The sequence below is a fragment of the Streptomyces sp. CNZ287 genome (genome assembly GCF_007827615.1).
Map to the genome: position 1 here is coordinate 37,892 of NZ_VISV01000028.1, position 25,263 is coordinate 63,154.

24 protein-coding genes and 1 riboswitch are annotated in these 25,263 nt (G+C 71.9%); of the genes, 9 read left to right on the forward strand and 15 right to left on the reverse strand.

The window, feature by feature from the left end; all coding sequences use genetic code 11:
* Positions 1–151: 151 nt before the first annotated feature.
* Positions 152–1,186, reverse strand: a complete 1,035-nt coding sequence (locus FB457_RS33010; protein WP_047016115.1) for an SGNH/GDSL hydrolase family protein — start codon at positions 1,184–1,186, stop codon at positions 152–154.
* A 331-nt stretch (positions 1,187–1,517) separates the two neighbouring features.
* Between FB457_RS33010 and FB457_RS33015 the strand changes: the two genes are divergently transcribed.
* The 5 genes from FB457_RS33015 to FB457_RS33035 all read left to right on the forward strand — a co-directional run bounded on the left by FB457_RS33015 (position 1,518) and on the right by FB457_RS33035 (position 6,083).
* Positions 1,518–2,906, forward strand: a complete 1,389-nt coding sequence (locus FB457_RS33015; protein ID WP_047016116.1) for a cystathionine beta-synthase — start codon at positions 1,518–1,520, stop codon at positions 2,904–2,906.
* A 138-nt stretch (positions 2,907–3,044) separates the two neighbouring features.
* Positions 3,045–3,308, forward strand: a complete 264-nt coding sequence (locus FB457_RS33020; RefSeq protein ID WP_486589226.1) for a hypothetical protein — start codon at positions 3,045–3,047, stop codon at positions 3,306–3,308.
* Positions 3,305–4,717: a putative T7SS-secreted protein gene (locus FB457_RS33025; RefSeq protein WP_145784255.1), complete on the forward strand. Its 1,413-nt coding sequence runs from the start codon at positions 3,305–3,307 to the stop codon at positions 4,715–4,717. The genes FB457_RS33020 and FB457_RS33025 overlap by 4 nt, the downstream gene beginning before the upstream one ends.
* A gap of 27 nt (positions 4,718–4,744) precedes the next feature.
* Positions 4,745–5,422 carry a hypothetical protein gene (locus FB457_RS33030; RefSeq protein WP_145784257.1) on the forward strand — a complete coding sequence of 226 codons (678 nt, stop codon included), beginning with the start codon at positions 4,745–4,747 and terminating at the stop codon, positions 5,420–5,422.
* Positions 5,415–6,083, forward strand: coding sequence for a hypothetical protein (locus FB457_RS33035; RefSeq protein WP_145784258.1), 669 nt, complete (start codon positions 5,415–5,417; stop codon positions 6,081–6,083). Before FB457_RS33030 ends, FB457_RS33035 begins: the two co-directional genes overlap by 8 nt.
* A gap of 269 nt (positions 6,084–6,352) precedes the next feature.
* Here FB457_RS33035 and FB457_RS33040 read toward each other — a convergent pair whose 3' ends face one another.
* The 4 genes from FB457_RS33040 to FB457_RS33055 all read right to left on the reverse strand — a co-directional run bounded on the left by FB457_RS33040 (position 6,353) and on the right by FB457_RS33055 (position 11,094).
* Positions 6,353–7,639, reverse strand: a complete 1,287-nt coding sequence (locus FB457_RS33040; RefSeq protein WP_047016119.1) for an SAM-dependent methyltransferase — start codon at positions 7,637–7,639, stop codon at positions 6,353–6,355.
* Between the two features lie 188 nt (positions 7,640–7,827).
* Entirely contained in the window at positions 7,828–9,339 is a 1,512-nt protein-coding gene (locus tag FB457_RS33045; protein WP_145784260.1) for an NAD(P)/FAD-dependent oxidoreductase, read from the reverse strand.
* A 298-nt stretch (positions 9,340–9,637) separates the two neighbouring features.
* Positions 9,638–10,303, reverse strand: coding sequence for a YdcF family protein (locus FB457_RS33050; protein ID WP_047016121.1), 666 nt, complete (start codon positions 10,301–10,303; stop codon positions 9,638–9,640).
* The gene (locus tag FB457_RS33055) at positions 10,300–11,094 is read right to left on the reverse strand and encodes a GntR family transcriptional regulator (protein ID WP_047016122.1); all 795 of its coding nucleotides are present in this window, start codon (positions 11,092–11,094) and stop codon (positions 10,300–10,302) included. Before FB457_RS33055 ends, FB457_RS33050 begins: the two co-directional genes overlap by 4 nt.
* Positions 11,095–11,251: 157 nt before the next feature.
* Between FB457_RS33055 and FB457_RS33060 the strand changes: the two genes are divergently transcribed.
* From FB457_RS33060 to FB457_RS33070, 3 genes are read left to right on the forward strand one after another with little or no spacing between them, the layout of a single operon-like run.
* Positions 11,252–11,644, forward strand: a complete 393-nt coding sequence (locus tag FB457_RS33060) for an ATP-binding protein (RefSeq protein WP_145784261.1) — start codon at positions 11,252–11,254, stop codon at positions 11,642–11,644.
* 41 nt (positions 11,645–11,685) lie between these two features.
* Complete coding sequence (locus FB457_RS33065) at positions 11,686–12,804, forward strand: hypothetical protein (RefSeq protein WP_145784262.1); 1,119 nt, start codon at positions 11,686–11,688, stop codon at positions 12,802–12,804.
* Entirely contained in the window at positions 12,801–13,178 is a 378-nt protein-coding gene (locus tag FB457_RS33070; protein ID WP_145784263.1) for an ASCH domain-containing protein, read from the forward strand. The genes FB457_RS33065 and FB457_RS33070 overlap by 4 nt, the downstream gene beginning before the upstream one ends.
* Here FB457_RS33070 and FB457_RS33075 read toward each other — a convergent pair.
* The 9 genes from FB457_RS33075 to FB457_RS33115 all read right to left on the reverse strand — a co-directional run bounded on the left by FB457_RS33075 (position 13,170) and on the right by FB457_RS33115 (position 22,571).
* Complete coding sequence (locus FB457_RS33075) at positions 13,170–14,096, reverse strand: Ppx/GppA phosphatase family protein (protein ID WP_145784265.1); 927 nt, start codon at positions 14,094–14,096, stop codon at positions 13,170–13,172. The two genes, FB457_RS33070 and FB457_RS33075, sit on opposite strands and share 9 nt — an antisense overlap.
* Positions 14,093–14,629, reverse strand: coding sequence for a DUF501 domain-containing protein (locus FB457_RS33080; RefSeq protein ID WP_047016126.1), 537 nt, complete (start codon positions 14,627–14,629; stop codon positions 14,093–14,095). The genes FB457_RS33075 and FB457_RS33080 overlap by 4 nt, the downstream gene beginning before the upstream one ends.
* A 157-nt stretch (positions 14,630–14,786) precedes the next feature.
* Positions 14,787–15,254: an FtsB family cell division protein gene (locus FB457_RS33085; protein WP_047016127.1), complete on the reverse strand. Its 468-nt coding sequence runs from the start codon at positions 15,252–15,254 to the stop codon at positions 14,787–14,789.
* Between the two features lie 110 nt (positions 15,255–15,364).
* Positions 15,365–16,648, reverse strand: a complete 1,284-nt coding sequence (gene eno, locus FB457_RS33090; protein ID WP_047016128.1) for a phosphopyruvate hydratase — start codon at positions 16,646–16,648, stop codon at positions 15,365–15,367.
* Between the two features lie 381 nt (positions 16,649–17,029).
* Positions 17,030–17,731 (reverse strand): LysM peptidoglycan-binding domain-containing protein, encoded by a 702-nt coding sequence (locus tag FB457_RS33095; protein ID WP_047016129.1) that lies wholly within the window; start codon positions 17,729–17,731, stop codon positions 17,030–17,032.
* Positions 17,732–17,807: 76 nt separating this feature from the next.
* Positions 17,808–17,972: riboswitch (cyclic di-AMP (ydaO/yuaA leader) on the reverse strand.
* A gap of 208 nt (positions 17,973–18,180) precedes the next feature.
* Entirely contained in the window at positions 18,181–19,227 is a 1,047-nt protein-coding gene (locus FB457_RS33100) for a LysM peptidoglycan-binding domain-containing protein (protein ID WP_047016130.1), read from the reverse strand.
* Positions 19,228–19,325: 98 nt separating this feature from the next.
* Positions 19,326–20,600, reverse strand: coding sequence for a cytochrome P450 (locus tag FB457_RS33105; protein ID WP_145784266.1), 1,275 nt, complete (start codon positions 20,598–20,600; stop codon positions 19,326–19,328).
* Between the two features lies 1 nt (position 20,601).
* Positions 20,602–21,825, reverse strand: coding sequence for a nucleoside triphosphate pyrophosphohydrolase (locus tag FB457_RS33110; RefSeq protein WP_347615223.1), 1,224 nt, complete (start codon positions 21,823–21,825; stop codon positions 20,602–20,604).
* Between the two features lie 92 nt (positions 21,826–21,917).
* Entirely contained in the window at positions 21,918–22,571 is a 654-nt protein-coding gene (locus FB457_RS33115) for a SurA N-terminal domain-containing protein (protein ID WP_047016132.1), read from the reverse strand.
* A gap of 173 nt (positions 22,572–22,744) precedes the next feature.
* On the opposite strand from FB457_RS33115, the gene FB457_RS33120 reads away from it, so the two are divergent.
* Entirely contained in the window at positions 22,745–23,863 is a 1,119-nt protein-coding gene (locus FB457_RS33120) for an acyltransferase family protein (protein WP_145784276.1), read from the forward strand.
* Between the two features lie 62 nt (positions 23,864–23,925).
* Here FB457_RS33120 and FB457_RS33125 read toward each other — a convergent pair whose 3' ends face one another.
* Positions 23,926–25,260 (reverse strand): polysialyltransferase family glycosyltransferase, encoded by a 1,335-nt coding sequence (locus FB457_RS33125; protein WP_047016133.1) that lies wholly within the window; start codon positions 25,258–25,260, stop codon positions 23,926–23,928.
* Positions 25,261–25,263 lie beyond the last annotated feature (3 nt).

The following is a 25,263-nucleotide window of genomic DNA, read 5'->3' on the forward strand; positions in this document are numbered from 1 at the left end:
CCGGCCGCGAGGCGCGCGCCGGACGCGAGGCGCCGTACGCGAGGCCCGTCCCGTACTCGACGCCCGTCCCGCACGCGAAACGCGTCCCGTACGCGAAACGCGTGCCCTACGGGCCGCAGGGCATGCGCCCGCCCCGCACGCCCCCTACCCGCTACCCCCGCTCCCCCACGGCCGTCTGCTCCGCGTCCGTCTCCGACTCCGCCACCCGCCGCCTGCGCCGGTGCTTCAGCAGCGCCCACGGCCCGCGGCCGCCCGCCGGCCCCGCCGGTGCGACCTCCGTGCCGCTCTCGCCCGCCGCCTGGGCCGCGGCCTTGGCCACGGGCAGGTAGCCCTCGTCGCGGCGGACGTCCGGGCGCTCCTCCTCCGCCGGCCACAGGCCCAGCGCCGCGGAGAGGGTGGGCAGCAGGGCCATCGCGGCGGTGGCGTAGCCCTCCGCCGAGGGGTGGTAGTTGTCGGGCCCGAACAGCTCGCGCGGGTTGGCCGCGAACTCCGGCCCCAGCAGCGTGCCCAGCGACACCGTGCGCCCGCCGCGGTCGAGCACGGCGATGGTCTGCGCCGCGGCGAGCTGCCGGCTCAGCCGGCGGGCCAGCCAGCGCAGCGGCTGCTGCACCGGCTCGATGGTGCCGAGGTCCGGGCAGGTGCCGACGACGACCTCCGTACCGGCGTCGCGCAGCCGCGCGACGGCGTCCGACAGGCAGCGCACCGACACCGCGGGGGGCACCCGGTGGGTGACGTCGTTGGCGCCGACCATGATGACCGCGACGTCGGGCCGCAGCCCCTCCTCGTCCAGCAGCAGAGTCACCTGCCGGTCGAGGTCGTCGGACTGCGCCCCGGAGAGCGCCACGTTGCGCAGGTCCACCGGCCGTTCGGCGACCGCCGCGAGGCCGGAGGCAAGCAGCGCCCCCGGCGTCTGCCGGGGGCGGTAGACACCCTGGCCGGCTGCGGTGGAGTCGCCGAGGAACGCCAGCAGCACCGGCCGCACGCCGCGTCTGCGACCGAAGGACGCCCCGTACCGCCCGTCGGCCCGCGGCGGCTCCTCGTCGCTGCCGCCCACCCGGCGCCGTGCCAGGTGCACCTCCGCGACCAGCACCCCCAGCGTCGCACCGCCGAGCAGGCCGATGCCCCCGCCGCCGTACGCCGCCGCCGCGGCGATCCGGCGTGCCGCCCTCGCCCTGGTCATCGACATCGCCTCTCCGTTCCGCGCCGGCCCCCGTGTGCCGGCCGCGCGTGTCCGTACGTACCGCTGCCGCCAGGTCCGTACGACCGTGTCCGAACCGTCGCCGCCCCTGTCCCTTTTTCCACCCTTTGCGCCAATTCTGTCCGCTGTCGGTCCCCTCCCCTTCTCTGTCCTACGCCGTCTCCCCCTCCGGTCCGCGGCGGCGCGCGGGCACCCGCCGCCCGGCGCGGTCTACGCGCGTGCTAACACTTTGTTGCCCGGCCTTGTGCCCGGCTCAATCACCCGCGGCGGAAGCCGTACGCTGGGCTCGCCCCGAGAGCCACGGACCCTGGAGTGAGCGGTGCAGTATCACGAGTCGATCACCGACCTGGTGGGCAACACGCCCCTGGTCAGGCTGGGCCGCGTGACCCAGGGCATCCGGGCGACGGTGCTGGCGAAGGTCGAGTACTTCAACCCCGGCGGCTCGGTGAAGGACCGCATCGCGCTGCGCATGATCGAGGCCGCCGAGCGCTCGGGCGCGCTGCGGCCGGGCGGCACGATCGTCGAGCCGACCTCGGGGAACACCGGCGTGGGTCTGGCGATGGTGGCCCAGCAGAAGGGCTACAAGTGCATCTTCGTCTGCCCTGACAAGGTGTCCACCGACAAGATCAACGTGCTGCGGGCGTACGGCGCGGAGGTCGTCGTCTGCCCGACGGCCGTCGACCCGGAGCACCCCGACTCGTACTACAACGTCTCCGACCGCCTGGTCCGCGAGACCCCCGGCGCCTGGAAGCCCGACCAGTACAGCAACCCGGACAACCCGGCGTCCCACTACCACTCCACGGGCCCCGAGCTGTGGACGCAGACCGAAGGCCGCATCACCCACTTCGTCGCGGGCATCGGCACCGGCGGCACGATCTCCGGCACCGGCCGGTATCTGAAGGAAGTCTCCGACGGCGCCGTGCAGATCGTCGGCGCGGACCCGGAGGGCTCGGTGTACTCCGGCGGCTCGGGCCGCCCGTACCTGGTCGAGGGCGTCGGCGAGGACTTCTGGCCGGACGCGTACGACCGCGGAGTCGCCGACGAGATCGTCGCCGTCTCCGACAAGGACTCCTTCCGCATGACCCGCCGGCTGGCCCGCGAGGAGGGCCTGCTCGTCGGCGGCTCCTGCGGGATGGCGGTGGTCGCGGCTCTGCGGGTGGCGGAGCGGCTGGACGAGAACGGCGTGGTCGTCGTCCTGCTCCCGGACAGCGGCCGCGGCTACCTGTCGAAGATCTTCAACGACGACTGGATGGCGGACTACGGCTTCATGGAGGAGGCCGGCGCCGCGAGCGTCGCCGACGTGCTGCGGGACAAGGAGGGCAGCATGCCCTCGCTGGTGCACATGCACCCGGAGGAGACGGTGGGCGAGGCGATCGAGGTGCTGCGGGAGTACGGCGTCTCGCAGATGCCGGTCGTCAAGCCCGGGGCGGGCCACCCGGACGTGATGGCGGCGGAGGTCGTCGGCTCGATCGTGGAACGGGAGCTGCTGGACGCCCTCTTCACCCACAAGGCCGAACTCGACCACCCCCTGGAACAGCACATGTGCCCCCCGCTCCCGCAGGTCGGCTCGGGCGAACCGGTGGCGGACCTGGTCGCGGTCCTGGAGCGCGCGGACGCGGCGGTGGTGCTGGTGGAGGGCAAGCCGACGGGCGTGGTGTCGCGCACGGACCTGCTGGCGTACCTGGCGAAAGGCGCCGGCAAGGCGTGAAGTCGCCACGTTGTCCACACCCTTCGCACACGAGTCACCACGCACCGCTACGATGCGTGCGCATCCCGGTGACGACACGTGCGGAGGGACAGATTGGCGGACCGACTCGCAGTCGACGGCGACGAATTAGAGCGCTTCATGCGCTTGCTGAAGCGCTCGGTGCGGTCACTCGAAGGAGTCCACAGGGCCCTGCGCGACTCCACCATCAGCGGACTGGGTACGGACGATCTCGATGACGCGTGCCAGGACTTCCAGGACGACTGGAAGTACGGGACCGGACAGATCGGCGAACAGGTAGAGGAACTGGCGGAGATCGTCGGGGACAGCAAGGAGAGCTACGCCGAGGTCGACAAGGCCCTGGAGGAGAACCTGGCGAAGTCTGCCCAGGGAGGCGGCACATGACGAACGACGGCACCCCCGGCTTAGGCGGCCCGCCGAAACCGGGCGAGAAGCCCTTCGCCTTACCGCCGCCCAGGGACGACTGGAGCTTCATCCGGCCCCAGGGCCTCCAGCCGGGCACGGTCCCCGACCGGTACCCGCACCTGGGCTTCAACCCCGCCCCGGGGAGCACGGACACCGTCCGCGCCCTGCACGCCAAGCTGATCAAGTGCGCGAAGGTGCTGGAAGAGACCCGCGACATGATCACCAAGCTGATGGACGGCAGTTACTGGAAGGGCGACGCGGCCGTCGCCTTCCGGCAGCAGTTGGAGGACGGCCCGCTCCCCCTGAACCTCAAGAACGCCGCGCACTCCATCAGGAAGGCCGCCAGGCAACTCGACCGCTGGCAAACGGAACTCGGGGACTTCCAGCGCCGCGCGCGGAAACTCGACGACCGGGCCCGCGAGGCGCGGGGGGTCCTGGAGGAGGCGGAGTCCCGCGCGGGCGCGGCCAAGCAGGAAGCCGGCGCCCACACGAGCCGGACGGGCGACCGCCCGGACCTGAGCGCCAGGAAACCGGGAGACGACCCGGACTCGGAAGCGACGCTGCGCCGCCTCAACACGGCGGTGGACGACGCCCAGGCCGAACTCGAACGCATCCTCCGCAGCGCGCGCACCCTGGCCTGGGAACACGAAACGGAGGCCGCGGCCCGAGCGGACGACATCCGCAACGCCACCGACAAACTGGCCCCCCAGGAACCGGGCTTCTTCGCCAAGGCCGCAGCCTGGATCACGGAAAACCTCCCGGACATCCTGAGCATCGCGGCGGGGGTGGTGGCGCTGGCGGCGTTGACGATCGTGACGGGCGGCACGGCAACGGCGATCCTGCTACTGGCAGCGGCAGCCCTGAGCGCGGGCGCGTTGGGCACACGGCTGGCCGACCCGGCGGTGCGGGCGTCGATCTGGGATGGCATCACGAAAGGGGAGTTCGACGCGGACTTCTTCACCAATACGGTGAGCGTGGTTGCGGACGGGCTGGGCATGCTGCCTGGCGTGGGTGCGGTAGGGAAGGGCGTTGTGCAGGGCGTCGAGGTTGTGCGCACGGGCACCGAAGCTTTGACGCTGGGCCAGAAGTTCAGCACTGTGGGCGGCCGCGTCATGACGGAGGCTCGGGCCATCGCTGGGCTCGACAACACCCTGCTCACCCGAGCGGTGCACGCTGTCGGAGGATCCGAGCGGGTGGCTCAGGGTGTCGAGGTCACCGTAATGTCGCTGAGCGTGCTATCAGGGGGAGTAGGCCTGCTCGGCACTGACGTGGACGCCCTCGACAACGAGGTCGTAGAGGGGGCGGGCAACACCATCGGCGGTCTGGAAATCGCAGGGCTCGGCAGCGGGGAGTTAATCGCTCTCGGCCGCCGTGTCCTCATCCGGTGAAGAAATCACTCTGGAATGAGGTCACGCGTGCACCCGTCCACTTACCCCACCGCCTGGGGGCACCCGCCAACTCGACGCGCCTGGGCCAGACAGACGACGATCAGCGTCCTTGCCTTCCCCGCGTGGATCCTTGTTCCCGGAGGGCTTCTTTTCGCGCTTATCGATTCCCTTCCTTCTGCGCTAGTTGCCGTATTTGCGATTGCCACGATCTACGGCGCTTATCGCGCTTGCGTGCAACCATTGCTCATCTTTCTGAACTTCCGTACCCGACGGATCCTACGGGCATATCCGTGGCATCTCGGCGACACCCCGTTCAGCCGTTCTCCACATCCGGAATCCTCGAACACGAAGCCTTGGCTGGCGTTCCCGAACCCGGCTAAGCCCGAAGAGTACATACCGATGCACTTTCATCTGCATTACCACACGGTGTGGTGGGAGAGGCGCATGTCAGAGCGCGCCAAGCCTGAACGGAAGGCCCAGTTGGCACCCGTCTGGTTTGCCGGTGATCCGCGCTTCTTCGGCGTCATTGCGGTAACCGGATCCGGGGAAGATGGAACCAGTCCTGCGCCGAAGCGCCTGCATTTTCTCGCCCAGATCAGCCCCGACAAGAAGGGAGCCGCCATCGACGACAATCCGTGGCATGCCTCCCCCGAGGACTACTCCCGTGCCCGGCAGGCAGTGGGCAAGGCATTGCTTCATGACTGAGGACCAGCCCGCATACATCCTCAACGACTCCGCCACCGCCCCCGACCGCGAAGCCTGGTTCGCGCTGCCCGCCGGGTTCACCACTCTCCCGCTCGACGCTCTCACCGCTTCCTCCGACAGCGCCGACGCCTCGCGGATGCGCGAGGTGGTCGGTGATCTGCTCGCCGGGGTCCCCGACGGAGTCGGGCGGCAGCGAGTGATCGGGCAGTTAGCCGGGGCTCAGCGGATGATGCTCGCCCTCCGGGAGGAAGGCGTCGTGCACTGTTCGCTCGGATTGCATCGCGACGACGACGGCGACGGCCGCCTCCTCACCTCGTTCTTCACCTTCCGGTGGCAGGAGATCAGTCGCGCCCCCCGGCACCTCACCGCCGCCCGGGCCGTCGCCGCAGGTCACGACCGTATCGAAGTCCTCGACCTCCCCTGCGGCCCCGCCGCCCTCGGTGAGGTGGCGAGGAGCGTCGCGCCCGGTCTCGGGATCGCCGTCGAGCGGCTGCTGCAGATTCACGCCTATCTGCCCCACCCCGACGGCAGCCGGATCGCCGTGCTCACCCTCACCACTCCTGCGCCGCCGCGCCGTGCCCACTACCGCGCGATGCTGCACGACGTCGCCGCGCACGTCAGCTTCGACGACCCGCTGGTACACCTGCGAACAAACGTGTGACGCGGGGACCGCCGCACCCCCGGTGCGTGCACCAAGGGGCGGGACGACGGCGGTCCCCGCGTGGGGACGCTGCGGGCCGGTCAGGCCGTGCCCTGCGTCCGGCGACCAGGAGGTCCGGGAGCCGCTCCGGAGAGTTCCTTGCCGACGTCCTCAACAATGCAGGACCCGTGTTAACCGCGTGCTGCGCCGGCGTGACGCCCTCGTACCGTTTGCGGAATCAACCGGTCCGCAGCCCCACAGCCCCAGGCCCCCGAACCCCACGACGAGCCTCACCGCCACCGCGGCTGCCGCAGCGGCAGACCCGAGTCGCCCGACGCCGGGGTCCGTACCGCCAGGACCTGGTTCACGCCGATCCGGTTGCGCTCGAAGGACAGCGCCGACGCCGCCATGTACAGCCGCCACACCCGCGCCCGCCCCGGCGAGGTCAGGGTCACGGCCTGAGCCCAGCGGGCCTCCAGGTTCGCCACCCAGCGGCGCAGCGTCAGCGCGTAGTGCTCGCGCAGCGCCTGGGTGTCGCGCACCTCGAAGCCCGCGCGCTCCAACTGGTCCACCGTCGTGCTGAGCGGCGACAGCTCCCCGTCGGGGAAGACGTACGCGTCGATGAACTCGTCGATGGCGTAGTCCTCTTCGTCCGCCAGTGGGCGGCGGGCGATCTGGTGGTTGAGCAGCCGGCCGCCGGGGCGGAGCAGGCGGTGGAGGACGCGGGCGTACTCGCCGTAGCGCTGGGAGCCGACGTGCTCGGCCATGCCGATGGAGGAGATCGCGTCGTACGGGCCGTCCGCCGTCTCGCGGTAGTCCTGTACCCGGATCTCGACGCGGTCGCCGAGCCCGGCGTCGGCCACCCGCTTGCGCGCGTACGCGGCCTGCTGGCGGGAGAGCGTGATGCCGACGGCGCGTACGCCGTACTCGCGCGCCGCGTGCAGCACCATCGAGCCCCAGCCGCAGCCGACGTCGAGCAGCCGGTCGCCTTCCCGGAGGCCGAGCTTGCGGCAGACGAGGTCGAGCTTGGCGGCCTGGGCGTCCTCCAGGGTGCCGTCCTCGTGCCAGTAGGCGCAGGAGTAGACCATGGACGGGCCGAGGACGAGGGAGTAGAAGTCGTTGCCGACGTCGTAGTGGTGGCTGACGGCGGCCTTGTCGCGGCGGAGGGTGTGCAGCGCGCCGCGGACCTTGTGCCGGCGCACCTCCTCGGGCGGCGGCGGGGGCGGTGGCAGCGGCCGGGCGAGGGCGAGGGCACCGCGGGCGGCGGCGGCGAGCCGGGCCGGGCGGGGGCGGGGAGCGTCGGGGCCGCGGTCCCAGAGGAGTCCCGCGAGGCGGTCGAGGGCGGCGTACAGGTCGCCTTCGACGTCGATCTCGCCGGCGACCCAGGCGCGCGCGAGGCCGAGTTCGCCGGGGCGCCACAGGATACGGCGCAGCGCTCTGCGGTGGCGTACGACGAGAACGGGGGCGCCCTCGGGACCGGCTTCCGAGCGGTCCCAGGCGCGGATACGGATCGGCAGCGGGCCTCCGAGCAGCTCCTCCGCGAGGGCGGCGAGCCGGGGCGCGGCTCCGTGGGGCATGGCGCACCTCCGTGAGATGGGCAGGTGGTCGACGTGGTGTCCGCCGTTGCTGGACTACACGTAAACACCAAGACCCACCCCGGGAAGTCCCGTTGCCCGCCGGGGCGCGGGTACCACCACCGAAAAGAGCAGTCAGGCACCCTGCCCGGCGGACCGGGCGGGCGCCTGACCGGCGTTCACCGGGGAGGTCAGGAGGCGCGTGCCGCCTCGCGGCTGTGCTCCTCGCGGCCGCGCTCCTCGCGGCCGCGCTCGTCGCGGCCGTCCTCGGCGGGCGGCAGGCCCACGGCGCCGCGGGCCTGCTCCTTCTCCCGCGTCGCCTCTGCTTCGCGTACGGACTGGTCGTGCTGGGCCCGGGCGGCGGCGGTGACCGGCGCAGCGGCCTCGTAGAACTCGTCCCGCGGCGACTCCATGGCACCCAGCGAGACGACCTCGCGCTTGAGGAAGACGCCGAGCGTCCAGTCCATGAAGACCCGTATCTTGCGGTTCCAGGTGGGCACGGCGAGGCCGTGGTAGCCGCGGTGCATGTACCAGGCGAGGCGGCCCTTGAACTTCAGGGACCTGCCGAGCACGTTGATCATCGCGACGCCCTTGTGCAGGCCGAGCCCGGCGACGGCGCCCTTGTTCTTGTGCCGGTACTGGCGCTGCGGGAAGCCGCGCAGCTCCGCCACGACGTTGTCGCCGAGGAGCTTCGCCTGCCGCAGGGCGTGCTGGGCGCTCGGCGGGCACCAGGCGTTCTCGGCGCCGGCCGCGCGGGCGGCGAGGTCGGGGATCTGGGCGTTGTCGCCGGCGGCCCAGATGTAGTCGGTGCCCTGGACCTGGAGGGTGGCGGCGGTGTCGACGTGCCCCTTGGGGCCGAGCGGCAGGCCGTACTCCTTCAGCACCGGGTGCGGCTTGACGCCCGCGGTCCACACGAGGGTGTTGGAGTCGACTTCCAGGCCGTTCTTGAGCACGACGCGGCCGTCGACGCACGACTCCAGGGAGGTGTCGAGGTAGACCTCGATGCCGCGCTCCTGGAGGTGCTTCAGACCCCACTTGCCGAGCGCGGGACCGACCTCCGGGAGGATCTTGTCGGCGGCGTCGACGAGGACGAAGCGCATGTCCTCGCGCTTGATCGAGGGGTAGTACGTGGCGGCGTCACGCGCCAGGTCCTCGATCTCGCCGATGGTCTCGGCGCCGGCGAAGCCGCCGCCGACGAAGACGAAGGTGAGGGCCTTGCGGCGGGTGTCGGCGTCGTTGGTGGACTCCGCCTTGTCGAGCTGCTCCAGCACGTGGTTGCGGAGCCCGATGGCCTCCTCGACGCCCTTCATGCCGATGCCGTTCTCGGCGAGGCCGGGGATCGGGAAGGTACGGGAGACGGCGCCGAGCGCGACGATCAGGTAGTCGAACGGCACCTCGTAAGGAGTGCCGACGATGGGTGCGACAACCGCGACCTTGCGGTCCTGGTCGATGGAGGTGACCCGGCCGGTGAGCACCTCGGCGCCGGGGAGGACCTGGCGCAGCGGCACCACGACGTGCCGGGGGGAGATGCTGCCGGCGGCCGCCTCGGGGAGGAAGGGCTGGTACGTCATGTACGAGCGCGGGTCGACGACGGTGACCGACGCCTCCCCGTACCGCATCTTCTTCAGGATGCGGCGCGCCGCGTAAAGGCCGACGTAACCGCCGCCTACTACGAGGATCCTGGGACGCTCCGTAGTGCTCATGATTCGAGTATCCCCCCGGTACCGGAGGGGTGCTCGTGAGGGGGTTCACAAGCTCTACCCCCGGTAGTGCTACACTGCGCCGCCGCGCCTTGCGCGCTCACCGCGGACCGCGAGGCGGTTTTCGGCGACAGGCCCTTGAGCTGGGATTTCGGACCCACGACCCACAGATGTCACTCTGACGCAAAGCGCCTGTCACAGGCCGCGCGAGCCCGGGGAGTCCAGGATCCGAGCCAGAAGGCCAAATCCGCCCCGGAAGCATGTGAATAACTTCACGAACTTCTTTCCGGGCTCGGCTCCGTCACTTCCGTTCCGGGTTGTCCGGCACGAGGCGGCTCGTGAAACCGGCATCGTGCAGGCGCTCGTACGCTGCGGCCACGTCGCCGGGGATGTGCTGTTCGATCATGAATCCCCGCTGGGGGTAGAGCATGAGCCGCTGCTGTGCCCCGACCAGCATGTCGAGCACCAGGCGCGCGTCCCCGATCGAGCCGACGTATCCGGTCAGCGTCATGGGCGTGGAGGCGCTGATCCACTCGACTTCGGGCCACAGCTTGCGGGCGGTCGCGTAGGCCCGTCGTTCCTCGTACGGCTTGCTGATCAGCAGGACGGACGACACGGGCACACTCTGTTCCCCGAGCAGCGTGCGGGAGAAGCGGATGTTCTCCCCCGTGTTCCGAGCCCGCGGCTCGACGAGGATCGCACCAGCCGGAACTCCCAGTTCCCTCGCCCGCTCGCGATAGTGCTCAGCCTCCCCACGCGGCATGCGGTCGCGTGTGGTGCGGCTGCTCGCCCCGGTGAAGACGATCAGCGGCATCATGCCCCGGCGGTAGAGATCGGCGGTCGTGTCCGCGACTCCCAGGTCATGGCTGCCCAGTCCGATCGCAACAGAGCACGGGCACGGCTCGTGGCCCATCTGCTGGAAGTCCCAGAGCCGTTGAGCGTCGGCCCATACTTGTGCTGAGATCACTTGCCCTCGCCCTCCGCTTCCGCCGAGTCGGGGACCTTGAAGTCATAAGTCCAGGCGAAGCGCGTCGCCGCGTGAACGCCGATCGCGAACTCCACCACGGTGCCGTCAGCCGTGCAGGTCGTCCGGTGCAGCTCTACCACCCATTCGCCCGGTGAAAGCTGAAGGAGTTGCACCTCGTCCGCCGTGGGGATGCGCGCGAACAGCGTTTCCTGCATGTGGTCGATCTCGTATCCGGCGTCATACAGGACACGGAAGCCGCCGCCCCGGCCGGCGGGCCCCGGCGCCGGGTCGACGAGGCGCGTCCCTTCCACGTGCTCGGGACGGTAGTAGCTGGTCAGGGTATGCGTCGGCTGTGAGCCTTCCTTGACCACGCGCGCGCGTGCGTAGACCTCCGCGCCTTCCGGCAGGCCGTACGCCTGAGCGACAGTGGCAGACGCCGCCACGCGGCTGATGGTCTGAGTCTGTTCGTTCCGCCTGTACGGGCGTCCAGACGCCACGCGGTCCGCGATGAACGCCACTTCATCGCCGTCGCGCCACTTGGCCTTGTCGTACCGCCCGATGCCGAGCCGCTTGAGCGGGATCCGCTCGCGGACGACCGTGCCGTGTCCACGTGACGACGTGACCAGCCCTTCGGCTTCCAACGCCTTGTACGCCGCGTGGACCGTTGACTTCGAGCCTTCCCCCGCTTCCACGAGGTCCCTGATCTGCGGCAACTGGGCACCGGGCAGGTACTCGCCGCTCCTGATCTGTTCGGCCAGTCGGTCCGCAAGCACTCGCCATTTGGGCGCCATGCAGCACCTCCTCTCGACAGCGCTAGTGAACCACAGTCCTAGGACTGTCGACTGTCCTAGGACTGCGCGCCACATCGTGCACAACCGGCTTGCAGTCCCAGGACAACGAGCTGCCAGGGTACTGCCGGTACGCCCACGCCCGAGGATGTGACTCCAGGTGAAATCGCGTTCGTTCCCTCGCAGCGCCGCAGCCGTCGGCCGCGCTCGAACATTCGTGGCGGGCTGTATCAGCGGATGCGCTCCCGAGCAGGCCGACGACATCCGCGTGTGCGTCTCCGAACTGGCCACGAACGCCTTACAGCACACCCCCATCGGCCGCCGCTTCCTCGTGCAGATCATGTGCAGCGACAACGTAGTACGCATCGAGGTACACGACGCCAGCACCAACATCCCGCGCCTGTGCACGCCCGCAGACACCGACGACCGCGGCCGCGCGCTGCTGCTCGTTTCCGCATTCGCGGATGACTGGGGAGTGTCCGACCGCACCGGCCCCGGCAAGGTCGTATGGGCCGAGTTCACAATCAAGCAACCGGCAGAGGCAACGTGTTAGCGGCGCGGGCATCGTTCCTTTCACCCAACCGAGGAGGAAGTGTGAGCACCTACCCGGTATCGCCGAACACTGTCCTGGCCAACGCGCTTTCACATGCTCAGGACGTGCTCACACCTCGCGTCCTCGACGCGGCACCCGAGCGGATCGTGTTCGTCGTCGGGACGCAGATCAACGGGGCGCCCCACATCGGTACGTCACTCGTCCAGTCCCTCACCTTCGCTACGGCAGCGAGAGTGCGCAAGAAGTTCGGCGTGCCAGTCGAGGTGCGGTTCGCCGCGCTGGACAACGCCCCACACACCACCGTCACGGACCCCTCGACCGGTCACCGGTACATGCGCACCTACGCGCACGCTCTCGGCGAGCAGGCCATCACCGAGCAGATCGACGCCTTGTACCGACCGCTCTTCGCCGCGCTCTCCGAGCGCCTGGCGGTGCCCTACGCCGTCGAGACCTACAGCCAGCAGCAGGCCACCGAGCACTACCGGCATACGTGGCTGCGCGTCCTGCCCCGTATGGACGCTGCCCGCTGGTGGCTCGCCCCCTCGGCCGGCGTCGCTCACCTCCGCGTGCCGTGCCCCGCATCGGGGTGCGGCTGGGCCGAGAAGTATGCCCAGCGAACGCGCGTACGCGACAGCAGCCGCGATCACGCGGTCGTGACGGCAGAGTGCCTGCGCCATGGCGCGTACGAGGTCACCATCGCTCCAGACGGCGGCGGGTACCTCGACCTGGCCACTTTGTACCGGAACCTGGTGAAAGAGTTGTCCCTCGGCGACAAGTACAGCGGCACGCTCCACGTGATGGTCAAAGGCGGCGATTGGGTGTTCGGCTCGCAGCTCGTCGACGGAGCCCTACAGGCTGTCGGTCTCGCCCCGCAGCAGCTTCCCGCCCGGTTGTTCTGCCCGCAGGTCATCACGGACACGGGGGCGAAGCTGTCCAAGTCCCTCATCCGGGAAGGGCATGCGCCCTTGCCGGACCGCGCGGAGCCCTGGATGCTCGACACCCGAGAATGGCCCGGCACGTTAGCCGACTACGTCAAGCGCCTGCTCGGCATGACCGAGATCGTGCTCTCAGACCCGCGGCACTTCTTCCGTTCGTACTCCGTCGGCGAAGTCGGCCGACTGCTGACCGCACCAGCGACCAGGAGCGTTCCCGCCCCATGACCGGAATCACGGCTCGCGTTCACGAGCTCAATCTCTACCGGCAGTATTTCGATCTTGTCGCGGCGGGCAGAAAGTCCGTCGAGGTAAGGGTCAAGTATCCGCACCTCGCCGACCTCGCCGCGGGCGACGTGATCCGGTTCCGGATCAAGGGCACCGCGGAAACTGTCGACGTACGGGTCACCCGGGTCAACGAGTACCCGACCTTCGAGGCGCTGCTCGACGGCGAGGGGCCGGAGAACGTCAATCCGACAGCCCCGCGCGCGCAGCAGCTCGCGAACATTCGGAGCATCTACGGCCCCGAAAAGGAAGCGCTCGGCGCCCTCGCCCTCAGCATCACCCGCGTCATGGCAGGTCAGCGGCCCCCATCAGGCTGAGGCGCACCGGTACGCGATCCCGTCCAGGATGTCGTGTTCGCTGACGATCACCTCGGGGGCGCCCGTGCGCTCCATGACCGACAGCAGGACCAGGGCGCCCGCGGCGATCACGTCGACGCGGCCCGGGTGCATGACCGGGATGGCGGCTCGTTCCTCGTGGGTGGCCTTGAGCAGGGAGTTCGTGATGTCGCGGATGCGCGCCACCGGGACGCGGGCGTGGTGCAGGGCCATCGTGTCGTAGGCCAGGAGGTCCATGGCGATGCCCGCGACCGTGGTGACCGAGCCGGCGAGGCCGACCAGGGTGGCGGTGTCGCGGAGCGGGACCGCGGCTTCCGCCGTGTCGAGGGCCGCGGCGATGTCGGCCTTCGCCGCCTCGATCTGCGCCGGCGTCGGGGGGTCGGCGAAGTGGTGGCGTTCGGTGAGGCGGACGCAGCCGATGTCGACGGAGCGGGCCGCCGCCACGTCGTCCGTGCCGGCGACGAACTCCGTCGAGCCGCCGCCGATGTCGACCACCAGGTACGGCCCCGGCACCCGTCCCGACAGCTCCTTCGTCGCGCCGGTGAAGGCCAGCGCGGCCTCCTCGTCGCCGGTGATGACCTCCGGGCGGACGCCGAGGATCTCCTCCACGCCGCGGGCGAAGTCCGCGCGGTTCTCCGCGTCGCGCGAGGCGGAGGTGGCGACGAACCGGGTACGGACCGCGCCCAGCCGCTCGATGATCTCCGCGTACCTGCGGCAGGCCGCGAAGGTCCGCTCCAGCGCCTCCGGCGCCAGCCGGCCCGTACGGTCCACGCCCTGGCCCAGCCGGACGATCTCCATCCGGCGGTCCAGGTCCTTCACTTCGCCGGACCGCGTGTCGACGTCCGCGACCAGCAGGCGGATCGAATTCGTACCGCAGTCCACGGCAGCCACTCGGGTCATACCTCATCCTCCCCGGATTCCTCTGACGTCACGCACGGGCCCTTGGCCCACCACTCCGGCAGCATCGCCAGCGCCTCGTCCCCCAGCGGGTTCACCCCGGGCCCCGCCGCCAGCGCGTGGGCGACCAGCACGTGCAGGCACTTCACCCGGTCCGGCATCCCGCCCGCGCTCGGGAATCCGGCCAGCTCGGCGATCGCGTCGCGGCGGGCGAGGTAGTCCTCGTGGGCCGCGCGGTACGCCGCCGCCAGCTCCGGGTCCGCCGCCAGCCGGGCCGTCATCTCCTTCATCACGCCGTCCGCCTCCAGCGTGCCGATCGCGGAGTTCGCGCGCGGGCACGTCAGGTAGTACAGCGTCGGGAACGGCGTGCCGTCGGGCAGCCGCGGGGACGTCTCCACGACGTCCGGGTTTCCGCACGGGCAGCGGTGCGCCACGGCGCGCAGGCCGCGCGGGGCGCGGCCCAACTGCGCGGCCACGGCGGCGGCGTCGGCCGCGGTGGCGGGGGTGTGCTCGGTGGGCGGCGGGGGCTTGTCCATCTCTCCTCGTTCAGCCGGGCGGTCGGCGTCCGGCGTCGGGCGGTCGGCGTCGGGCGTCGGGGTTCGGCGGCGGCGTTCGGCGGCGGCGTCCGGGCGGCAGGTGGCCCGCGTCGGGTCCGGCGTTCCGCGGCGGGCGGAGTCCGCGTCCGTACGCGCCTCAGCGCCGGCCGTCCGCGGCGTCCAGGCCGTCCCACAGGTTCTCGTACCACGGCCTGTCCACCGCCTCCCCCTCCTCGCCGGAGCGGGCGGAGCCGGTGCCGTCGCGCATCAGGTAGCCGGTCTCGCCCGGCAGCACGTAGTGCAGGTGCTCGCGGGCCTGCCGGCGCACGTACTCCGGGTCGTTCCAGCGGGACTTCTCGTCCCGCAGCTCCTCGACCCGCTGCTCGGCCTGCGCCTTCTCCCGCTCCAGCTCGGCGACCTCGGCGCGCTGGGCGATGTACTGGCGCAGCGGGTACGCGAGCGCCACCACCAGCGAGCAGACGACGAGCGCGAGCACCGCGGCCCGCCCCGTCAGCCGGCTGCGCCGCGGCGGGCGCGCGCGGTAGACGCGCTCCGAGACCCGGCTGACGGCCTGCTCGCCGAGCAGCTTGAGCCGGGTGGTGGTGGAGAAGCGCTCCCTGGCCATGTGCGTCGCGTCCTCCCCGGGCGGCAAGCGGTGGTCGGCCCCGGTCGCACCTTACGCGGTGCGGCCGGGGCCGGGGGCGTCCGACGCCGATGTCGTACGGGTCGGCCCGTTCAGCCGTTCTTGTAGCGCGGGAAGGCGCTGCGGCCCGCGTACTCGGCGGCGTCGTCGAGGATCTCCTCGATGCGCAGGAGCTGGTTGTACTTGGCGACCCGCTCGGAGCGGGCGGGGGCGCCGGTCTTGATCTGGCCGCAGTTCGTGGCGACGGCCAGGTCGGCGATGGTGACGTCCTCGGTCTCGCCGGAGCGGTGGGACATCATGCACTTGAAGCCGTTGCGCTGGGCCAGCTCGACGGCGTCCAGGGTCTCGGTGAGCGAGCCGATCTGGTTCACCTTGACCAGCAGCGCGTTGGCCGAGCCCTCGTCGATGCCGCGCTGGAGCCGCTCGGGGTTGGTGACGAAGAGGTCGTCGCCGACGATCTGCACCTTGTCGCCGAGGCGCTCGGTCAGCACGTGCCAGCCGGCCCAGTCGTCCTCGAACAGCGGGTCCTCGATGGACACCAGCGGGTAGTCCGCGACGAGCTGCTCGTAGTACTCCGTCATCTCGGCGGCGGAGCGGCCCTTGCCCTCGAAGACGTACACGCCGTCCTTGTAGAACTCGGAGGCGGCGACGTCGAGCGCGAGGGCGACGTCCTGGCCCGCGGTGTAGCCGGCCTTCTGGATCGCCTCGATGATGAGGTCCAGCGCGTCCCGGTTGGAGTCGAGGTTTGGCGCGAAGCCGCCCTCGTCGCCGAGTCCCGTGGACAGGCCGCGCTCCTTGAGGACGGCCTTGAGCTGGTGGTAGATCTCCGCGCCGCAGCGGACGGCCTCGGAGAACGACTCGGCGCCGATCGGCGCAATCATGAACTCCTGGATGTCCACGTTGGAGTCGGCGTGGCTGCCGCCGTTGAGGATGTTCATCATCGGCACCGGCAGCACGTGCGCGTTGGGACCGCCGAGGTAGCGGAACAGCGGCAGGTCGGATGCCTCGGAGGCGGCGTGCGCGACGGCGAGGGAGACGCCGAGGATGGCGTTGGCGCCGAGGGAGGACTTGTCGGGGGTGGCGTCGAGGTCGAACATCGCCTGGTCGATGAGGCGCTGCTCGGTGGCGTCGTAGCCGACGAGCTCGGGGCCGATCTGCTCGATGACGGCGAGCACGGCCTTCTCGACGCCCTTCCCGCCGTAACGGGCCTTGTCCCCGTCGCGCAGCTCCAGGGCCTCGAAGGCGCCGGTGGAGGCACCGGACGGAACGGCAGCACGGCCGGTGCTGCCGTCGTCGAGGCCGACCTCGACCTCGACCGTGGGGTTGCCGCGGGAGTCGAGAATCTCTCGGGCTACGACGACGTCGATGGACGGCACGGTGTCTCCTTCGGAGGGATTCGCTACGGGTTCCGCCCTGAGCCTAGCCGCCCCGGGTGACGGCCCCGGCGCGCACCCGGCCGCATCCCGCGGTACGAGACGGTTCGGGCCGCGGAGCGGGGACGGGCCAGCGGACGCGGCGCGGGACGGGAGCCGCCGGGGGCGGGCCCGCGGCGGCGGGGCCCGCGGCGGCGGGTGGCGTACGGCGTGGTCGTCCCGGCCCGCGCACCGGACGGGCCGGGACGGCCGCGCCGTACCGCGGCGGCGTGCCGGGCCGCAGGCGGCACCGGTGGGCACCAGGGGGCGGCAGGCGGCGGCGGTGCACAGGGCGCGGGCGGGCCGGCCGGCTCGTGGTCCGGTGCGGCCCGCCCGCGCGGGGAGCTAGTTCACCTTCAGCTTCTGTCCCGGCCGGATCAGGTCCGGGTTCTCGCCGACGACCGGCTTGTTGTCCTCGTACAACTGCTGCCAGCTCTCCGCGCCGTGCCGCTGGGCGATGTCGTCGAGGGTGTCGCCCTCGCGGACCTCGTAGTAGAAGCCGCGGAAGACCGTGCGGGACTCCGGCTGCGTCTGCTCGGCGGCGCCGCTGGCCTCGGTGCCCTCCGGGGCCTCCTGCGGCGCCTGCTCCTGCGCCGCCGGGGCCGGCAACGTCTGGGCCTCCTGCGGCTCCTGCGGCGGCTGCGGCTGCGGCTGCTCCTGCGGCGGCGGCTGCGGGGCCTCCTGTGGCGCCGGTGGGACGATCTGCCCGGCGGCCGGACCGCCCGCCGCCAGACCCGCGCGCGGGCCGCAGTTGGGCCACGCGCCCGGTCCCTGCATGGAAAGCAGCCGCTCCGCGACGGCGATCTGCTGCTGCTTCGACGCCAGGTCGGCGCGCGGGGCGAAGCTGCGGCCGCCGGCGGCCTCCCAGCTCGACTGGGAGAACTGGACGCCGCCGAAATAGCCGTTCCCCGTATTCGTCGACCAATTTCCGCTGGACTCGCAGGCGGCCACCCGTTCCCATGTATCGATGGGCGCCGCGGACGCGTGCTGGGCGCCGAGCACCGGCAGCCCGATCGCGGTTCCGGTGGCGCCCATGAGAACGACCACGCGGGAGTGTGTGCCAAGGCGTGCCTGTGCGGTGGGGCGGCGGTGCTTACCCATTCCGGCAGGAAGAAGCATGGTGCTCTTTTCTCACCGACGCCTGCGAGGTGAGCTGTCGGGTGCGGGCTGTGAGTGCCCGGCCGTACGTCATACGTGCGGCTTGACCCCAAGCCGTCCGGTCCGCCTTCTCGTTGGACCGGAGCGGCGCTTACCGTGGGTCCCCCGCTCCTGTCAGCGGTGCTTCATGCACAGGTGGCCCGGGTGAACGCCGACAGGATTCGGCGTGAGGCGATCACCGGGGCTCGCGTTGGCGAGCGATGTGACGGTAAGCACATAGGCGTGTGCGATTCAAAGACCTCGGAAAATGCCACGCCCGGTTTTAGGTCCGTCAGGTAGCCCGGTCAGCCGATTACGTCAAATATGACTAATCCGCGCGGCCTTCACCCGTCGACTGTTCAGTTCCCGCTCAATTCGAGTTCCTGACCAGGCTTGATGGTGTCGGGGTCCTCACCGAGGGAGTTCTTGTTCCCGTCGTACAACTCGGACCATCCGCCCGACAGGGAATGCTCGCTGGCAATATCCGAGAGGGTGTCACCCGGTCGGACGGTATAACTGCCGCCGCCCGCCGCGGCGTCGCGTCCCGAGGCGTCGCTCTTGCGGTCCCCGCCGCGCTCGTCCGCGTCACCGGGGATCTCGGCGATCCACTCGCGACCCGGCTCCGGCGGCTCGGTCTCGTCGGGCGACTGGGAGGCGCCGGGGGTCTCGACGGCCTCACGCGGGGCCCCGGGGGAGCCCGGCGAGGACGGGGCTCCGGACGGGGCCGGGGTCGCGGAGGCGTCCGGGGCGCGGTGCCGGCCGGAGCCCTCGCCGGAGGCGGTGTCGTCGTCCCGGCCGCTCCGTTCGCCGGAGCCGCCGTCGCGCTCGTCCGGGTCCTGGCCGCCGCGGTGCTTGCCGCCGCCCTTCCGGGAGTCGTCGCCGTCCTTGCGGTCGCGCTCGTCCTCGCGGTCCGTACGCCCGTCCTCGTCCTGGCCACGGGAGTCGTCGTCCGGGCTCGGGGCGAGGGTGGGCGGCGCCGTCGGCAGCAGCGGCAGCTCGGCGCCGGGGTCGACCTCCGGCACCCCGCCGTCGCCGTCCAGCCCGGCGTCCTCGGCGCACTCCGGCCACGCCTTGTCGGCGCCCATGCCGGCGAGAATGCGCTCGGCGACCGTGATCTGCTGCGCGCGGCTGGCGTAGTCGGGCTGCGAGGCGAACTCCTCGCCGCCGTACTCCTGCCACATGTCCATCGTCAACTGCAGGCCGCCGTAGTACCCGTTGCCCTCGTCGGCGCTCCAGAGCCCGCCGCTCTCGCACTCGGCGACCCGGTCCCACGTGCCGGCGTCGGCGGCGCTCGCGCCACTCGCGCCCAGCAGCGGCAGGGCGAGACCCGCCCCGGTCGCACCGGCCGCGACGACGAACGCGGGGGCCTGGCGGGGACGTCGGTGGCGTCCGTTACCCGAGCGCATGCGAGTGCCTTTCGTTCCCTGTGTGTTCGAGCCAGTGGCCGAACTTAATACCGAACCACCGCCGATCACAAGTTGATCGCCTGATAGTCACGCGCAGATCACAACGAACGCCCGAAGTGCACCGGAAGCGTCCGCAGGCCCCGCATGATGAGCCCGCCGCGCCACCGCAGTTCGGATGTCTCGCCCGCCAGCCGCAGGTCGGGAAGGCGGCGCAGCAAGGTACCCAGGGCGGTCTGCGCCTCCAGTCTTGCGAGGGGGGCGCCGAGGCAGTAGTGGATGCCGTGGCCGTAGCCCACGTGCTGATTGTCACGCCGGGACAGGTCCAGGGTGTCGGGGTCCGCGAAGCGCGCGGGGTCGCGGTCGGCGGCGGCCAGCACGACGAGCACGGGGTCGCCCACGGCGACGCGCTGCCCGCCGATCTCCAGCGGCTCGGTCGCGAACCGCCACGTCGCCAGCTCCACCGGGCCGTCGTAGCGCAGCAGTTCCTCCACCGCGGAGGGCAGCAGCCCGGGATCCGCGGCCAGCCGGGCGCGCTCGGCGGGGTGGGTGAGGAGGGCGTACGTCCCGTTGCCGATCAGGTTGACGGTGGTCTCGAAGCCGGCGAAGAGCAGGATGAACGCCATGGCGGCGGCCTCGTTCTCCGTCAGCTTCTCGCCCTCGTCCGAGGCGCGGATGAGGCCGGAGATCAGGTCGTCTGCCGCGGCGTCGCCGCCGCCGAGCGCCGCGCGCTTGCGGTGGATCAGCTCGGCGAGGTAGGCGCGCATCTTCTTCACCGCGCGCGCGACGCCGCCGCGCGGGCCCTTGCCGTGGTTACGAGGCCCCGGGGGGCGTCCCCCGGAGGAATGCAGCATCACGGCGGCCCAGTCGCGGAAGTCGTCCTGGTCCTCGGCGGGGACGCCGAGGAGGTCGCAGATGGCGTAGATCGGCAGCGGGAAGGCGAACTCGTGGATGAGGTCGGCCTCGCCGCGGTCCGCGAAGCCGTCGATGAGGCGGTCCGTCAGCTCCTGTACGCGGGGCGCGAAGGCGGCGACGCGGCGGGGCGTGAACGCCTGGGAGACCAGCCTTCGCAGCCGGGTGTGGTCGGGCGGGTCGATGTTGAGCAGGTGGGTCATGAGGCCGGCGCTGCGCTCGCCGGGGATGCCGGTCTTGTCGCTGTGGTGGTGCGCGGGGTTCTTGGACAGCCGGGGGTCGGCGAGGGCCTGGCGGGCGTCGGCGTAGCGGGTGACGAGCCAGGCGTCGACGCCGCTGGGCACGGTGGTGCGGTGGACGGGCGCGTGGGTGCGCAGCCAGGCGTACGCGGGGTAGGGGTCGGTGGCGAACTCCCAGCTGAAGAGCGCGGGCTCGGGCCCGTCGCCCGCGGGCGGACCGGCCACGTCAGCGCGCGCCGGAGGACCCGGCGGAGGACGGCCCGTCGGAGGCGGTGGAGTCCTCCGCAGCCCTGCCGTTCGTGCCCGGCGGAGCTTCGGCGGTGGTCGGCCCTGCCGCGTCGTACGCACCGGTGCCGCCGCCCCCGTCGGCCGGCTCCCCCGCGCCCGCCTTCTCCGCCGCGAGGATCGCCTCGCGGTACGTGCGCGCCGCGGCCCGCAGCGCCGTCTCCGGCTCCACGCCCCGCGCCTCGGCCCGCAGCGCCAGCGCGAGCAGTTCGGCGCCGAACCCGTCCACGGGATCGACCGCGGGCGCGACCGCGCCGCGGCCCTCCCGTACGGCGGCGTCGGCCTCTTCCTGGCGAACGCCGTTCCCCGCGGCCGCCGGAGCCCCGTTCCCGAGCCCGGCCCGTCCCCCGCCGGGCACCTGCACCGCCAGGCCCGCCGAGCGGGCGCGGCCCGCCAGCTTCGCCACCAGCGACAGCGCCGGCTGCGCCAGCGGCACGCCCTCCGTGACCGACGAACGCCGCTTCTCTATGGCCTTCTCGCGCAGCCAGTGCGCCTTCACGTCCGCCGGGGTCTCGGCCACCGCGTCGCCGAAGACGTGCGGATGGCGGCGGACCAGCTTCTCCACGAGCGTGCCCGCCACGTCGTCGATGGAGAAGGGCTCCTCGGGGTCCTCCTCCGCGATCCTGGCGTGGAAGACGACCTGGAGCAGCACGTCCCCCAGCTCCTCGCGGACGGCCCCCAAGTCGCCGGACTCGATCTCCTCGACCAGCTCGTAGACCTCCTCCAGGCTGTGCGCCGCCAGGCCCGCGCTGGTCTGCCCGCTGCTCCAGGGGCACTCGCGCCGGATCCGGTCCATCACCTCGACCACGTCGACCAGCCGGGCGCCCGGCACGTCGTACGAACCGGGCAGCAGCTCCAGCGACGGCATCTCCACCCGCCCCGAGCCCGCCAGCCGGGCCAGCCCGTCCGTCAGCGCGGGCTCGCCGTCCGCCGCGGCGACCACGACGACGGTCGCGCCCCCGGCGCAGGCGTCGACCAGCTCGCGGGCGTCGGGCACGGCGGTCTCCACCTCGACGCCCGCCTCCCGCAGATACGGCACCTGCGGATGCGCGGCGTCGGCGCACAGCACGCGGTCGGCGCCGCGCAGCGCCTCCCACGCGGGCCAGGACAGCAGCCCGGGGGCGATGCGGTGGGTGGTGGTCAGCAGGACGATTCGGCCGGTCACGTCCCCGACCGTAGCCGACGCCGCCGACAACCCGGGCACCGGCGGCCGGGGAACGACGGGCCCGGACGGGGCCTACGCCCCGCGCCGCCCGGTCACTGCTGGGGGAGGGCGCCGTCCTCCGCGGTGGCGTTCACCTGCTTGATCCACGGGGTGTCGGCCTGCCCCAGCCGCACCTGCTCGTTGTCCCACTTGCCGAACCGCGGGCTGACGTCGATGCCCAGGTCCTTCGACGCCTCGACCAGCACGCCGCCGAGCCGCGCCTGGCCCTCCTGCGTCTGCGGGTTGATGCCCAGCTTCTCCACCAGCCCCTGCACCATGAGCTGCTGCTTGTAGTGCGTGTCCAGGCCCTCCGGCGGGATGCTGTACTGCTGGAGGTACATGGCCTCGAGCTGCTTCTCGCCGCCGACCGAGTCCGCCTCCGCCCGGCGCGTGCGCTGCACCTCGCCGCGGGGGACGGTCACCCCGTGGCTCTCCGCGGCCTGCTCGATGACCCGGCCCTGGAGCATCGTGTTCAGCGTGTCCACGCTGAGGTCGCCGCTCTGGTCGATCATCTCGTCGGCCTGAGGGCTGGCGTTCTGCGCGGCGCGCACGTCGGCGACCCGGTTCTGCAACTGCGAGACCGTGATGCGCTCGTCGTCGCCGAGCACGGCCGCGGCTCCCGCGCGCGGTTCGCCGCTGCACGAGCTGAGCAGCGGCACGGCCGCGATGAACGCGGCGGCGGTTACGGCGAGCGCTGTCCTGCGCATGGCGGCCTCCTGGGCGGCTTTCCTGCGGCGGCGTGCCACTTCGTGATACGGATCACGATCTTATGCAAGGGGTGGCCGGCGCCACCACTGCCAAGGCATGACTTGTCTGTTCGGCCGTCATTCATGTTCCGTACACCGGGGCACAAGAAGGTTCGGCAGTGACCGTATCCGACGTGCCGACGCAGCCGGCAGCCGCCTCCGCTTCCCCGCCGAAGCGCGCCGCCGCCACGGCCCCCGCTGCCGCCCCGGATCCCGCCGCGGCACCCGCACGGCGGCCCGGACACCGCTACGACGTGGACCTCATCCGGCTGCTCTGCGCCTGCGGCGTCATCCTGGGGCACACCGGCTCGGAGTTCATCGACGCCGTGGGCCGCCAGGAGGCGAACGGCGCCGCCGCGTACTGGGCGGGCATGACCGCCGACGCCCTCAGCCGGTTCGCCGTCCCCATGTACTTCGCGATCGCCGGCTGGGCCGTCCTCGTCGGCGCGCCCCCGCGCGACGGGCGGCGGCTCGCGCAGCGCATGGTGCGCATCGTCGTCCCCATGGCCGTGTGGACGGTGCTCTATCTGCTGTGGGGCAAGCTGCAGGAGACAAATGAGGACCCCCTGCGGGACCTGGCCGTGGACGCCGCGTTCGGGACCGTACGCCCCGCCTACCATCTCTGGTACCTGTACGCGTACGTCCCCGTCGTCCTCCTCCTCGGCTTCGTCGTCCTGCTGCGGGCGGGACGGCGCCCCTGGTGGCTCGGCGCGGTGCTCCTCGGCTTCGCCCTCGGCCCCGGCCTGCTGGCCGACGCGGGCCGGGTGGCGGGCTCGGGCACGCCGTCGTTCGGCTGGGGCTTCGGCGTCTACTCGCTCGTGTACGCGGCCGGGGGCGCCCTGCTGTTCTCGCTGCGCCCGCGGAGCGGGCGCGGCGTCCGCGCGCTGTGGCTGGGCGCGGCGACGGCGGCGATGCTGGGCGTGCTGCTCTACCAGACGCAGGTGAAGTACGTGATCCCCAACGCCCATGTGCTGGTCGCGGTCTTCACCGGCGCGGTGCTGCTGACGCTCACCCGGGTGCGGGTGCCGGAGCGGTGGCGCTCCCCGCTGAAGCGCGTCGCGGGGGCCGCGTTCGGGGCGTACCTCGTGCACCTCATGGTGATCAGGACGCTGGCCGAGCCGCTGGTGTCGGCGGATCCGGGCGGCGCGGAGGCGGTGCTGCTCACGGCCGGGGTATGGGCGGCGAGCGTGGTGCTGTCCTTCGGCGCGGCGCTGCTGTGGCAGCGGCTGGGCCTGCGGCGGCTGCTGGGGTAGCGGGCCGGGGGCCGTACGAGCGGTCCCGCCCCGTACGGCCCTCCCTCACACCACTCGCGCGGCTACGGCTTGGTCAGCGCCCTGCGCACCTTCCCCAGCGCCCTGCGGGCGTTGGGGACCCGGCCGAGGTTGCCGCCCGGCAGCCGCAGCGCCGTCAGCCGCTTGCGCTTGAAGTACGGCCGGGTGGACGCGTCCAGGTACACCGCCAGCCACTCCTGCGCACCCGGGCGCAGCCGCGCGTGGTTGTCGGCCTGCATGCAGTACCCGACCGCCGTGAGCAGCCCGGCGAGTTGAGTGGCGTCGCGCGCCGGGCGGTCCGGGCCGCCCAGCTCCGGCACGACGGAGTCCACGATGGTGACGGGGATCCGGTTGCTGTTCTGGTACGGGGTCAGCCGCTCCAGCAGCGTGTCCGTGCCGACCCGGGCGACGGGGATGCCGTACAGGGTGGCCGCGGTGAGCATCGCCGTGGAGAAGCAGCCGACGACGAGCCGCGGGCGCAGCGTGCCGTACAGCGCCTCGGCGAGCATCGGCTCCTCCTGCACCGTCAGCGTGACGCCCGCGTCCGCGGCGGCCTTCTGCAGCACCGTGGAGTAGCGCGCGGGGGCGGTGGGGTGGGGCTTGAAGAGGACGGCGCGGTGTCCTGCCGCGGCGGCGCCGCGCAGCATCCGCTCGTGCAGGGCCTCCTCCTCAGCCTGGCTGAGGATGTTGAGCGCGGCGAGGTACTGGCCGAGGAGCACGGCGGTGGGCGCACCGTCGCCCTCGCCCTCCCTCTGGCCGTGGTCTCCCGCGGGCGTGGCGGCGGTCACCTCGTCGAGCACCGCGCGGAACGCCGCGTTCGGCACCACCTCCGCCGGCACCCCGTACTCGGTGAGCAGCAGCGGTTCGAGCCCCGGTACCAGGTCCAGGTGGAGCAGCCGCTGGACCCGGCAGGCCACGTGCTGCGGCAGCTTCTCGCGGGTCGGGCCGTAGCTCATCAGCCCGTCCGCGTACACGTGCACGTCGGCGTCGGCGAAGATCGCGACGAGCGCCTTGGCGGGCGGCGCGGTCACCGACTCGACCACCAGGTCCAGCGGCCCGTCGCCCAGGTTCCAGGCGCGCCGCAGCAGCCGCTGGAGCAGCGGCACGTCGCCGCCCTTGGGGTGCCAGGCGGCGGGGTGGTGCGGGCGGATCTCGTGGTTGTAGTCCAGCACCTCGTCGAAGCGGGCGGAAACCGGCGTCCATCCGTGCATTTCGGACAGTTGGACGGCGGTCTCGGGTACGGCCGCGTTGTTGGCGGCGAGCAGGATGCGGCGGGCGCCGGCGCGCGGCCCGAACTGCCCGGCGTCCAGGGCGGCGGCGAGCGTCGCCGCCCCGTAGAGCGTGGAGACCTCGAAGATCTGGGTGCGGTGCTCGTGCACGTT